Annotated in this window: 13 protein-coding genes; 7 read left to right on the top strand and 6 right to left on the bottom strand. The window is 70.4% G+C overall.

What is annotated here, in order from left to right; all coding sequences use genetic code 11:
- The 3 genes from MKK60_RS03370 to MKK60_RS03360 form a co-directional block, all read left to right on the top strand.
- A partial coding sequence (locus MKK60_RS03370; protein ID WP_279603953.1) for a DNA translocase FtsK occupies nucleotides 1–487 on the top strand: 487 nt, incomplete at its 5' end.
- Between the two features lie 189 nt (nucleotides 488–676).
- Entirely contained in the window at nucleotides 677–1,618 is a 942-nt protein-coding gene (locus tag MKK60_RS03365) for an outer-membrane lipoprotein carrier protein LolA (protein WP_243937140.1), read from the top strand.
- A gap of 167 nt (nucleotides 1,619–1,785) precedes the next feature.
- Nucleotides 1,786–2,256: a cupin domain-containing protein gene (locus MKK60_RS03360; protein WP_147728930.1), complete on the top strand. Its 471-nt coding sequence runs from the start codon at nucleotides 1,786–1,788 to the stop codon at nucleotides 2,254–2,256.
- A 6-nt stretch (nucleotides 2,257–2,262) separates the two neighbouring features.
- Here the strand turns inward: MKK60_RS03360 and MKK60_RS03355 are convergent, their stop codons facing one another.
- Nucleotides 2,263–2,979 (bottom strand): 1-acyl-sn-glycerol-3-phosphate acyltransferase, encoded by a 717-nt coding sequence (locus tag MKK60_RS03355; protein WP_147858237.1) that lies wholly within the window; start codon nucleotides 2,977–2,979, stop codon nucleotides 2,263–2,265.
- 175 nt (nucleotides 2,980–3,154) lie between these two features.
- Between MKK60_RS03355 and xth the strand changes: the two genes are divergently transcribed.
- On the top strand, nucleotides 3,155–3,964 hold the full coding sequence (gene xth, locus MKK60_RS03350) for an exodeoxyribonuclease III (protein ID WP_147840986.1): 810 nt from the start codon (nucleotides 3,155–3,157) through the stop codon (nucleotides 3,962–3,964).
- Between the two features lie 215 nt (nucleotides 3,965–4,179).
- On the opposite strand, the gene MKK60_RS03345 is transcribed toward xth, so the two are convergent.
- The 4 genes from MKK60_RS03345 to MKK60_RS03330 form a co-directional block, all read right to left on the bottom strand.
- Nucleotides 4,180–5,616 (bottom strand): amino acid permease, encoded by a 1,437-nt coding sequence (locus MKK60_RS03345; RefSeq protein WP_243983935.1) that lies wholly within the window; start codon nucleotides 5,614–5,616, stop codon nucleotides 4,180–4,182.
- Nucleotides 5,617–5,941: 325 nt separating this feature from the next.
- Nucleotides 5,942–7,228: a phosphoglycerate dehydrogenase gene (gene serA / locus MKK60_RS03340; protein ID WP_243983934.1), complete on the bottom strand. Its 1,287-nt coding sequence runs from the start codon at nucleotides 7,226–7,228 to the stop codon at nucleotides 5,942–5,944.
- Nucleotides 7,229–7,378: 150 nt separating this feature from the next.
- Entirely contained in the window at nucleotides 7,379–7,951 is a 573-nt protein-coding gene (locus MKK60_RS03335) for a DUF1003 domain-containing protein (protein ID WP_243983933.1), read from the bottom strand.
- An 18-nt stretch (nucleotides 7,952–7,969) separates the two neighbouring features.
- Nucleotides 7,970–8,170 (bottom strand): hypothetical protein, encoded by a 201-nt coding sequence (locus MKK60_RS03330; RefSeq protein ID WP_243983932.1) that lies wholly within the window; start codon nucleotides 8,168–8,170, stop codon nucleotides 7,970–7,972.
- 295 nt (nucleotides 8,171–8,465) lie between these two features.
- Between MKK60_RS03330 and rpsO the strand changes: the two genes are divergently transcribed.
- From rpsO to MKK60_RS03315, 3 genes are all read left to right on the top strand, one after another.
- On the top strand, nucleotides 8,466–8,735 hold the full coding sequence (rpsO, locus tag MKK60_RS03325) for a 30S ribosomal protein S15 (protein ID WP_147726935.1): 270 nt from the start codon (nucleotides 8,466–8,468) through the stop codon (nucleotides 8,733–8,735).
- 210 nt (nucleotides 8,736–8,945) lie between these two features.
- The gene (gene pnp, locus MKK60_RS03320) at nucleotides 8,946–11,165 is read left to right on the top strand and encodes a polyribonucleotide nucleotidyltransferase (RefSeq protein ID WP_147840990.1); all 2,220 of its coding nucleotides are present in this window, start codon (nucleotides 8,946–8,948) and stop codon (nucleotides 11,163–11,165) included.
- Between the two features lie 148 nt (nucleotides 11,166–11,313).
- Complete coding sequence (locus MKK60_RS03315) at nucleotides 11,314–11,535, top strand: YgaP-like transmembrane domain (RefSeq protein ID WP_147726933.1); 222 nt, start codon at nucleotides 11,314–11,316, stop codon at nucleotides 11,533–11,535.
- 83 nt (nucleotides 11,536–11,618) lie between these two features.
- On the opposite strand, the gene MKK60_RS03310 is transcribed toward MKK60_RS03315, so the two are convergent.
- Nucleotides 11,619–11,885 (bottom strand): GlsB/YeaQ/YmgE family stress response membrane protein, encoded by a 267-nt coding sequence (locus MKK60_RS03310; protein WP_147726932.1) that lies wholly within the window; start codon nucleotides 11,883–11,885, stop codon nucleotides 11,619–11,621.
- Between the last annotated feature and the right edge of the window lie 80 nt (nucleotides 11,886–11,965).

The following is an 11,965-nucleotide window of genomic DNA, read 5'->3' as shown; positions in this document are numbered from 1 at the left end:
GCTGTTCATGGCCGGCGGCGGGCGCACGACCCGGGTGCACGGGCCGTTCTGCTCGGATTCGGAGGTCGAGAGCGTGGTCGCCCACCTCAAGCGCCAGGGCCGCCCGGCCTACCTCGAGGCGGTCACCGCCGACGACGGGTCCGACGAGGCGCCGAAATCGGCCGGCAGGGGCAAGGGCAAGGCCGAGGCGGTCGAGGCCGAGACCGAGGAAGCCGACCTTCCGGTCTTCGACGTCGGCGCTTTCGTGGCGGCGTCGGGCGGCGAGGCCGGCGACCTCTACGAGCAGGCGATCCAGGTGGTCTTACGCGACCGCAAGGCGTCGACCAGCTACATCCAGCGCCGCCTGCAGATCGGCTACAACCGCGCTGCGTCGATCATGGAGCGGATGGAGATCGAGGGCATCGTCGGGCAGGCCAACCACGCCGGCAAGCGCGAGATCCTGGTCGAGGGCGCGCCCCACGCCGCCTGCATGTACGACGACGAGTGACCACGAGGCGCCGGCCGGAAACGCGGCCGGCGTCGCATCTTCGCCACAGGGCGCCGCTCTAACGGCATCCGACGACACGGCCCGGCGCCCCGAGGGGGCATCACGGCGCGACGGGCGTTTCGCACGCCTTCGCGCTTGAAGCCGACCATCGCTTGCGGGACCCCGCACCCGCCCAGGAGACGCCTGACCATGCTCGGCCGCCGCACCCGACTTGCCGGATCGCTCCTCGCGGTCGCGGCCTGGATCGCCCCGGTGGCGCCGGCCGACGCACAGGTCAGCAGCTTCCTCGACGGCCTGTTCGGCCGCAAGGAGCAGCCCGCTCCCGCGCCCGAGCCCGAGGCGGCCCCCGCCGCACCGGCCGCGGCACCCGCGAAGAAGACGGTCGCCAAGCCTGCGGCCAAGGATGCGAGCAAGGATTCGGTGAAGGACGCGAAGTCGCGCTCGGCCGAGAAGCCCGCCGCCAAGCCGGTCGCCGCCAAGCCCGCCGCGGCGGATGCGAAGGTCGCCGCCGTCGGCGCGCCGACCCCCGCCCCGGCCGCCGCCTCCGACGAGGCGCCGGACGCCGCCACCGTGCTGGCCCAGGCCAACGCCTACTTCAACGGCATGAGCACGCTCACCGGCTCGTTCATCCAGATCGCCGCGGACGGGCGGAAGATCGGCGGCAAGCTCACCATCGCCAAGCCCGGGCGCCTGCGCTTCGACTACGACGCGCCCTCGCCGCTGGAGGTGGTGGCCGACGGCACCTCGGTGGCGGTGCGCGACCGCAAGCTCGCGACCCAGGACCTGTACTTCATCGCGCAGACCCCACTGAAGTTCCTGGTCCGCGAGAAGATCGACCTCGCCCGCGACCTCACCGTCACCGACGTCTCGAACGACCCGGGCGGCGTCCGCATCAGCCTGGAGGACCGCGCCACGCTCGGCGGGACCTCGAAGATCCAGCTGTACTTCGATGCCGACATGAAGGTGCTCGGCCAGTGGCGGATCACCGATCCGCAGGGCTACCTGACCACCGTGCAGCTCTCGAACCTGCAGAAGGGCAAGGCCGTCGACGGCAACCTGTTCTTCATCAATTACGGGCGCCCCGAGGACAAGGCGATGCAGGAGCGGATCAAGCAGTCCCAGACCCCCTGAGGTCCGCGAAAGGCCGCCATGGTGAGGCTTCCTTAACGCTTTCCGCATCGATCCGGGGAAGGACGTCCCGAAGCGCGCCGATCGGCGTGGCCTGGCGCGCCGGTGAACCCGCCGTGAAGGCGCGCCGCCCGATCGTGCCCCTCGATCGATTCGAGGAAGGGTTCGACATGGAAATCGCCAGGCTGCTCCACACCTTCGCAGGCCCCGTCGCCGCGTTCCTCGCGGTGGTGCCGGGCCTTCGCCGCCCGGCCGGCCCGCCGCCGCCGGTGCTGGACGGGCCGACGATGACGAACGTCGACTTCCCGGCCGTCCAGCCGCCGAGCGCGACGTACTGGCCCGAGCGCTCCTGCATCCTCTCGGGCCGCCCCGAGCAGACCGCGACCTACGTCTACGAGAGCCCCGACAAGCTGTTCGCCGCCGGGATCTGGACCTGCCGGCCGGGCAAGTTCCGCATCGATTTCGGTCGGGACGAGTTCATCCACCTGCTCGAAGGCGTGGTGACCGTCACCGACGCCGAGGGCCGTTCGAAGACCTATCGCGCGGGCGACGCCTTCGTCACGCCGAAGGGCTTCTCCGGCACCTGGGACGTGATCGAGCCGGTGCGGAAGCACTTCACCTATTACGGCGCGGTCGATTGAGGGCCCTCACGCCGCCTGCGGGCGCCAGCGATCGAGCTCGCTGTCGATCGCGCCTTCGGTGCCGCGCATGAACTCGGCAGCCGGCAGGCCCGGCGCCAGGGTGGCGAGGTAGCTCACCGTCACGGTGCCGGCGCGCGTCGACGACCCGGTCGGCCAGTACAGCCCGGAATTGACCGCCACCGGCAGCACCGGCAGGCCGAGACGCCCGTACAGCAGCTCGACGCCGCGCTTGAACTGCAGCTTCTCGTCGATGGTGCCGCGGGTGCCCTCGGGGAAGATCAGCACCGAGCGCCCGTCGGCCACCGCGGCGCGGCTCTCGTCGATCATCGTGCGCAGGGCCTGGGTGCCGTTGGCGCGGTCGATGATGATCATCGGCGAGCGCCGCAGGAACCAGCCGACCACGGGGATCGCGACGAGCTCGCGCTTGGCGATGATCGCCACGTCGGGCACCAGGATCAGGAAGGCCAGCGTCTCCCAGGCCGACTGATGGTTGGCAACGATCAGGCAGGGCTCGGCCGGGATGCGCTCGCGCCCCTCCTCGACGTAGCGCAGGCCGCAGATCGTGCGGAGCCCGAACAGGATGCCCCGCGCCCACAGGCGCGTCGCCGCGCGGATCGGCCGGACCGGCGAGCCGGAGGCGGCCAGCACCGCGAGCGGTGCTAGGAACAAGGCCGTCCAGGCGGCCCAGTAGGCGTTGAACAGGACGGAGCGGATGCGCGGCAAGGGGCTATGTCTCTGGCGTGTCGTCGAGCGGGGCCGACCGATGGTCTTTGCGCGGACATACCCCGTCGTCCGGGGCGGAGCACGCCATTTCCGCAGGCCGCCCGGTCGCAGCGTCGATCGCGCTGGCGAATCGCGCTATCCACCGGCCTCCCCCCGACAACCGCGAGCGTTTCCGTTGCGCCTCACCGTCACGTCCTGGAACATCAACTCGGTGCGCCTGCGCATCGATCTCGTGCTGCGCTTCCTCGCCGAGGCGAAGCCCGACGTGCTGTGCCTGCAGGAGACCAAGTGCCCGGACGACGCCTTCCCGCTGAAGGCCCTGCGCGGCTCGGGCTACGAGAACGTCGTCTTCGCCGGGCAGAAGGGCTACAACGGCGTCGCGATCCTGTCGCGGTTTCCGCTCGTCACCCGCGCGGTGATGAGCTTCTGCGAGCGCCAGGACGCGCGCCACATCTCGGCGGTGCTCGGGCCCGAGGCCGGCGCCGCGGCGGGCATCGCGCTGCACGACTTCTACGTGCCGGCCGGCGGCGACGTGCCCGACACCGCGCTCAACCCGAAATTCGCGCACAAGCTCGACTTCCTGCGCGACCTGCGCGCCTGGGGCGGGCGGCGCGTGAAGGGCCCCGCGATCCTCGTCGGCGACCTCAACGTCGCGCCGCTGGAGCACGACGTCTGGTCGCACAAGCAGCTGCTCGACGTGGTGAGCCACACCCCCATCGAGACCGAGGCGCTGGAACGCTTGCGCAACGAGGCCGGCTGGGTCGACACCGCGCGCCTGCTGACGCCGCCGCCGGAGAAGATCTTCACCTGGTGGAGCTACCGCTCGCCCGACTGGGCGGCGGCCGACAAGGGCCGCCGCCTCGACCATGCCTGGGTCTCGCCCGACCTCGCCGGCACCGTGCGCAAGGTCGAGGTCGCGCGCGAGGCCCGCGGCTGGGAGCGCCCGTCCGACCACGCGCCCGTGACGTTGACGCTGGAGCTCTGACCGGAACGCGAACGGGGCCGGCGCATTGCATCTTCACACGCTCGTGAAGAAGGTTCGCCGACCCCATGCGAAAGATCCTGCTCGCCTTCCTGCTGCCGAAGGTCGTCTCGTATCTCCGCCGCCGCTACGGCGGCGCCCAGACCCCGCACCGCCGCTCGTTCTGAGCGTCCGCACCGAGCCTCATGGGTCAGGCCCCATGAGGCTCGGTTCCAGCTCTAAGCCCGCGACGCGCCCGCCCTCACCCGGCGGGCGTTCCTGCGTCCGTAGCCCGCGTAGAGGGCGAGGCCGAGCGTCAGCCAGACCGCGAGGCGGATCCAGGTCTGGCCCGGCAGGCCCGCCATCAGCAGCAGGCAGGACAGGATGCCGAGGCTCGCCACCAGTCCGACCGCCGGGACCCGGAACGGGCGCGGCCGCTCCGGCTCGGTCCGGCGCAGGATCAGCACGGCGGTGCAGACCAGCACGAAGGCGAAGAGCGTGCCGATGCTGACCAGCTCGCCGAGTTCCTCGATCGGCACGAGGCCGGCCACGAGCGCGGTCATCAGGCCGATCGTCGCCTGGCTCAGCATGGGCGTGCGCGTCGTTGGGCTCACCCGCGCGAACAGCCGCGGCAGCAGGCCGTCGCGGGCCATCGCGTAGAAGACCCGCGCCTGGCCGTAGAGCGCGGTCAGCGTCGAGGTCGTCAGCCCGATCAGCGCGCCGAGCTTGATCGCGACGGCGAAGCCGCCGAGCCCGATCGCGTCGATCGCCTTGGCGATCGGGTCGGCGACGTTCAGCGCCCGGTAGGGCACAAGCCCGGTGAGCACCGTGGCGACCGCGACGTAGAGCACCGTGCTCACCGCCAGGGACCCGAGCAGGCCGATCGGCGCGTCGCGCTGCGGGTCGCGGGTCTCGCCGGCGGCGGTCGAGACCGTCTCGAAGCCGATGAAGGCGAAGAACACCACGCCGGCGCCGCGCAGGATGCCGCTCCAGCCGAATTCCCCGAAGGTGCCGGTGTTCTCCGGGATGAACGGGTGCCACAGCTCCGGCTTCAGGTGCGCCGCCCCGACGCCGACGAAGGCAAGGATGATCGCGACCTTCAGCGCCACCATCGCGGTGTTGACGAGCGAGGCCTCGCGGCTGCCGCGCATCAGGAGCGCCGTCAGCGCGAGCACGATCCCTGCGGCGGGCAGGTTGACGAGGCCGCCTCCGCCGGGCGCCGCGGCGAGCGCCGCCGGCAGGCGCAGGCCCGCATCCGCGAGCAGGCTCTGCGCGTAGCCCGACCAGCCCACCGCGACGGTGGCGGCGGCGAAGGCGAATTCGAGGACGAGGTCCCAGCCGATGATCCAGGCGCAGAGCTCGCCGAGCGTCGCGTAGGTGTAGGCGTAGGTCGAGCCCGGCACCGGGATCATCGCGGCCAGCTCTGCGTAGCACAGCCCGACGAAGGCGCAGGCGATCCCGCCGGCGACGAAGGATAGCGCGAGCGCCGGGCCGGCATAGTCCGCCGCCGCGGTGCCGGTGAGGACGAAGATTCCCGCCCCGATCGTCGCGCCGAGGCCGATGCAGACCAGCCCGAACGCCGACAGGCTTCGCGCCAGCGCCGGCCCGTGGTCGTCCTCATGCCCGGCGACGAGCGCGGCGACGGATTTCTTCGCGGCGAAGAAGCCTGTGGTCATGGCGTGGCGATGTCCGAGCCCGCGGAAGATGCAGCGAGGCTGCGGCAAGTGCCGCGCCAGCGATAGCCGCGCCACGGAAAGTTTTTCAGGGTCGTCCGCGACGGAGCGCTCAGGCACCGGCCGGACGCCGAATCGAGCACGGGTCCCTTCTCCCAGGGGGAAAAGGACAGGATGAGAGGCGTGAGCTTTCGGAGCGTCACGCCCCTCTCCCCGACACACTTTTCATGGGAGAGCGAGCGCGGCGTGCTTCGCAGGATCCCTCCGGCGCCGTCACGCCGCGATGGAGACCGGATCGATCGCTGGGCGGCGTCCGCGAACGCCCCGCTCAGCGGCGCTCGTACAGCAGCCGCGCGCGGATCGTGCCCGGGATCGCGCGGATCTCGGCGAGCAGGGTCTCGGCGTCGGCGTTGGTGGCGTCGGTCTCGAGCACCACGTAACCGACCTCGCCGTCGGTCTGGTAGAACTGCCCGGCGATGTTGATGCCCGCGCTCGAGAACACCGCGTTGAGGCGGTTGAGCATGCCGGGCAGGTTCTGCTGCACGTGGATGAAGCGCGCGCCGGTCGGGCGCGGCGGGAGCTGCACCTGCGGGAAGTTCACTGCGCCGATGGTCGAGCCGATGTCGGAGTAATCCACCAGCTTGCGCGCGACCTCCGAGCCGATGCGCTCCTGCGCCTCCTCGGTCGAGCCGCCGACGTGGGGTGTGAGGATCACGTTCTCCAGGCCCTGGAGCGGCGAGACGAAGCGCTCCTGGTTCGAGCCGGGCTCGACCGGGAAGACGTCGACGGCGGCGCCGGCGAGGTGCCCGTCGCGCAGGGCCCGTGCGAGCGCGTCGAGGTCGACGACGGTGCCGCGGGCGTTGTTGATCAGGTACGCGCCCGGCTTCATCGCGCGGATCTCGGCCTCGCCGATCATGTTGGCGGTGGCGTCGGTCTCGGGCACGTGCAGCGAGACCACGTCGCTCTGGGCGAGCAGCTCGGCGAGCGAGGCGGTCGGCTCGGTGTTGCCGTGGCGGAGCTTGTCGGTGTAATCGTAGAAGACGACCCGCATGCCCATGGCCTCGGCCAGCGTCGAGAGCTGCGTGCCGATGTTGCCGTAGCCGACGATGCCGAGCGTCTTGCCGCGCACCTCGACCGAGCCGGCCGCCGACTTGTCCCACTGGCCGGCATGCGCCCCGACCGAGCGCGGCACGATCCGGCGCAGGAGCATCACGATCTCGCCGATGACGAGCTCGGCGACCGAGCGGGTGTTCGAGAACGGCGCGTTGAACACCGGCACGCCGCGCCGCCGCGCGGCGTCGAGGTCGACCTGGTTGGTGCCCACCGAGAAGCAGCCGACCGCGAGCAGGCGGTCGGCGGCGTCGAGGGCCGCCGCGTCGAGCTGCGTGCGCGAGCGGATGCCGAGGATGTGGATGCCCTTCAGGGCCTCGTGCAGCGCATCGCGGTCGAGCGCCTTCGGCAGGCGGACGAGGTTGGTGTAGCCGGCCGCGCGCATCAGCCCGACGGCGCTGTCGTTGATGCCTTCGAGCAGCAGCACCCGGATCCTGTCCTTCGGCAGCGACAGCTTCTCGGGCAGGGCCAGGGTTTCGGGCAGCGGGAGCGGTTCGGAGTTCATGGTGCGATCGGCCGTTCGACGAGGGCGCCTCCGGGCGCCGAAGGCCGGCAGCGATAGGAGCGGTGATTTCGCGATGCAACGACGCGGGCGGATGGCTGGGATGCATCGGCTTTCCGGTGCGACCGTTCCGTCATGCGAAACGGCCGCCGCTCACCCGCGCGGGCGGGCGGCCCGCGCGGCGCCGAGTTCGGCGATCTGCCGGGTCTGCGCGCGGATCAGATCCTCCAGCTGCTCGGTCCGGATGCGGTCGAGCTTGTCGTGCAGGGACACGATCTCGATCTCGGCGCGCAGGTTGACCTCGTAGTCGAGGCCGGCGGCGATGCGGTCGCGCTCCGCCTGCCGGTTCTGCGACATCAGGATCACCGGCGCCTGCAACGCCGCGACCATCGACAGGATCAAGTTGAGAAAGATGTAGGGATAGGCGTCGAAGCCGCCCCCCGACCCTGCGAGGACGACGGTGTTCAGGACCACCCAGCCGACGAGTAGGCCGGTGAAGGCGATGATGAACCCCCACGAGCCGCCGAGCCTGGCGACCCGGTCGGCGAGGCGTTCGCCGAAATCCGGGCCTGCGAGCGACGTCGCGGCGGCGCCCGCGTCGCGGGCATGGACGCGCCCGGCGATGTGCGCGAGGACGCGCCGATCGTGCGGCGACAGGCAGCCCAAGCCCTGATCCAGGAGCTGCCGGGCGAGCCGGGCGACCGCCTCGTCTCCGTCGGCGGACATGCCGGTGCCCCTCTCCCGCTACGTCGCCATGCCCTTCACGAGGCGTTCGATGGCGTCGAGGGCATCGCCGATGCGTGCGGTCTGGGCCAGGATCTTCCCGGCTTCGACCTTGGCGTTCGCATCCGTCTGCCACCAGATGCCGCCGTCGATGTTCCTGATCATCGTCGTGAGGCGGTCGTTCTGGACACCCATCGCCTCGATCGCAGTCTGACTGATCATGATGTCGCCCCCTGATGTTCAGTGAACATATCCCAAGCGGGCGGGCAGCAGCGAAGAATTCGCATCGCGGCCCGGGAGACGCCCGGTGGCCGGGACTGGCGCCGCGAACCGTTTCGTGTATGGTCCGCGCGGCCTCGGCCCGGCGACGGGCGGGGCCGAAACCGCTTGGACCAACGACCCTGCTGGACGACATCCCGGCATCGGCCAAGGCTCGAGCATGCCTCAGGCGCCGTCCTCCCGATCCGGAGGGGCGGCCGCACGGCGCTTCTGAAAACCTCACCTGAAAGGCACTGCGATGTCGATCTCGGCAGAGCGCAAGACCGCGCTCATCAAGGAATACGCGACCGTCGCCAAGGACACCGGCTCGCCGGAGGTCCAGGTGGCGATCCTCACCGAGCGGATCACCAACCTCACCAGCCACTTCAAGACCCACGGCAAGGACAACCATTCCCGCCGCGGCCTCCTGAAGATGGTCTCGCAGCGCCGCTCGCTGCTCGACTACGTGAAGCGTCGCGACGAGGCCCGCTACCGCAGCCTCATCGAGCGCCTCGGCATCCGCCGCTAATCCAGCCCACGCGGTTCCGAGCCCGGCTCGGGACCGCTTTTTTCAAGATCTCGGGTGGCCGGAACGGGTCCGGCCCCGCGAGCAACGGGCGACTTCGAGGCGCGAACACCAGGGACAGGATCGCAGGGCACTCCTCCGGCCGGAGTGCCCCGCCGTCTTGCCCCTGGCCGCGCCGGGTTCGCCCGCCGCATGATGGCAAGGACGACAAGAATGTTCGACGTACAACGTGAAGAGCTGATGTGGGGCGATCGCCGCCTCGTTCTGGAGACCGGCAAGGTCGCCCGCCAGGCCGACGGCTCGGTGATGGCCACCTACGGCGAGACCTCGGTTCTCGCCACCGTCGTCTCCTCAAAGGAGCCGAAGGTCGGGATCGACTTCCTGCCGCTGACCGTGAACTACCAGGAGCGCGCCTACGCCGCCGGCCGCATCCCCGGCGGCTACTTCAAGCGCGAGGGCCGGCCGTCCGAGAAGGAGACGCTGGTCTCCCGCCTGATCGACCGCCCGATCCGCCCGCTCTTCGTCGAGGGCTGGCGCAACGACACCCAAGTCGTCGTGACCGTGCTCACCCACGACCTCGAGAACGATCCCGACATCCTGGCGATGGTCGCGGCCTCGGCGGCGCTCACCCTGTCCGGCGTGCCGTTCATGGGCCCGATCGGCGCCGCCCGCGTCGGCTACGCCAACGGCCAGTACGTGCTCAACCCGCCGGTCCCGGAGATGGACGGCGCGGTGCTCGACCTCGTCGTCGCCGGCACCACCGACGCGGTGCTGATGGTCGAGTCGGAGGCCAAGGAGCTGTCCGAGGAGATCATGCTCGGCGCCGTGATGTTCGGCCACAAGCACTTCCAGCCGGTGATCGAGGCGATCGTGCGCCTGGCCGAGAAGGCCGCCAAGGAGCCGCGCGCCTTCTCGCCGCCGGAGAACGCCGACGTCGAGGCCGCCGTGCTCGGCGTCTGCGAGTCCGAGCTGCGCGACGCCTACAAGATCACCGTCAAGCAGGAGCGCTACAAGGCCGTCGACGCCGTGAAGGCGAAGGTGGTCGCGGCTCTGTGCCCGGCCGAGGGCGAGCAGAAGTTCGCGCCCGAGAAGGTCAAGGCCGCGTTCAAGGAGGCCCAGTCGAAGGTGGTCCGCTGGAACATCCTCGATACCGGCTCGCGCATCGACGGCCGCGACGTGAAGACCGTCCGCCCGATCGAGAGCCAGGTCGGCGTGCTGCCGCGCGCCCACGGCTCGTCGCTGTTCACCCGCGGCGAGACCCAGGCGCTCGTGGTCGCGACGCTGGGCACCGGCGAGGACGAGCAGTACATCGACGCGCTGCAGGGGACCTACAAGGAGACCTTCCTGCTGCACTACAATTTCCCCCCCTACTCGGTGGGTGAGACCGGCCGCATGGGCTCCCCCGGTCGCCGCGAGATCGGCCACGGCAAGCTCGCCTGGCGCGCGATCCACCCGGTGCTGCCGCCGGCCCACGAGTTCCCGTACACGATCCGCGTCGTGTCCGAGATCACCGAGTCGAACGGCTCGTCCTCGATGGCCTCGGTCTGCGGCGGCTCGCTGTCGCTGATGGATGCGGGCGTCCCGCTGCGCCGTCCCGTCGCCGGCATCGCCATGGGCCTCATCCTCGAGGGCGAGCGCTACGCGGTGCTCTCCGACATCCTCGGTGACGAGGACCACCTCGGCGACATGGACTTCAAGGTGGCCGGCACGGACGAGGGCATCACCTCGCTCCAGATGGACATCAAGATCGCCGGCATCACCGAGGAGATCATGCAGGTCGCCCTCGCCCAGGCGAAGGACGGCCGCGCCCACATCCTCGTGGAGATGGCCAAGGCGCTCACCGCCGCCCGCCCCGAGCTCGGCGAGTACGCGCCGCGCATCGAGACCATGCAGATCCCCACCGACAAGATCCGGGAAGTGATCGGCACCGGCGGCAAGGTGATCCGCGAGATCGTCGAGAAGACCGGCGCCAAGATCAACATCGACGATTCCGGCACGGTGAAGATCGCCTCGGCCGACGGCAAGGCGATCAAGGCGGCCTACAACTGGATCCGCTCGATCGTCGCGGAAGCCGAGCCGGGCATGATCTACGAGGGCACCGTCGTGAAGACGATGGAGTTCGGCGCCTTCGTGAACTTCTTCGGCGCCAAGGACGGCCTCGTCCACATCTCGGAGCTCGCCGCCCAGCGGGTCGCCAAGGTGACGGACGTCGTCAGCGAGGGCCAGAAGGTCAAGGTGAAGTTCCTCGGCCAGGACGATCGCGGCAAGATCCGCCTCTCGATGAAGGTCGTCGACCAGGAGACCGGCGAGGACCTCACCGAGAAGCTCAAGGCCGAGCGCGCCGAGCGCGGCGAGCCCGAGCGCGAGGAGCGGGCCCCGCGCGAGCGGAGCGAGCGCAGCAGCCGCGGCGAGCGTCGCCAGTCGAACGACTGATCGTCCGGACCTGCGGTCCTGACGGCGAAGACGGCGCGGTCCCCTCGGGGCCGCGCCTTTTTCGTGGGCGGTTCCGGCGCGGCGGCAAGGAACGCCGGCCTTCGGAGGGCGTTCGATCCGCGACCCCAACAGGAGCGCACACGACCCCATGGCCAACGACATGATCCACGACATCTTCAGCGGCGAGCCGAACCTCAGCACCACCGAGCGCGCGGTCTCGGTGGCGCTCGGCCTCGGCATCGCGGCGGCGGCCGCGCAGCCGCGCCCGAACAAGTGGCTGAGCCTCGCGGCCCTCGTGGTCGGCGTCGGCCTCGCATTGCGCGGCGCCACCGGCCATTGCGCAATCAAGGCGGCCTCCGACCACATCTGAGCATCGGACCAGTCGCAACGAAGAAGGGGGCGCCTCGCGGCGCCCCCTTTTCTACGTCGTCGTCCGTGTCGGCGAGCGCGACCTCAGAGCGTGGTGGTGCGGCCGCGGCTGGCGATGAAGCCGTAGATCGCGAGGACGACGATCGCGCCGACCACGGCGCCGATGAAGCCCGCGCCTTGGTTCGGGCCGTACCAGCCGAGCGCCTGGCCGAGGAAGGTGGCGACGAAGGCGCCGACGATGCCGAGGATGGTGGTCAGGATGAAGCCCGACGGCTCGTTCGAGCCGGGCATGATGAACTTGGCGACGATGCCGGCGAGGAAACCGATGACGATGGTCCAGAGAATACCCATGACGAACCCCTTGGCGACGTGACGCCTGACGATGTGACGCCGCTTTCGGATGACGCGACGCTGGAACGGTGTTGAAACGC

The sequence above is a fragment of the Methylobacterium sp. J-092 genome, assembly GCF_022829325.1.
Lineage (GTDB): Bacteria > Pseudomonadota > Alphaproteobacteria > Rhizobiales > Beijerinckiaceae > Methylobacterium.
This window is presented reverse-complemented; position numbering and strand designations above follow the sequence as displayed.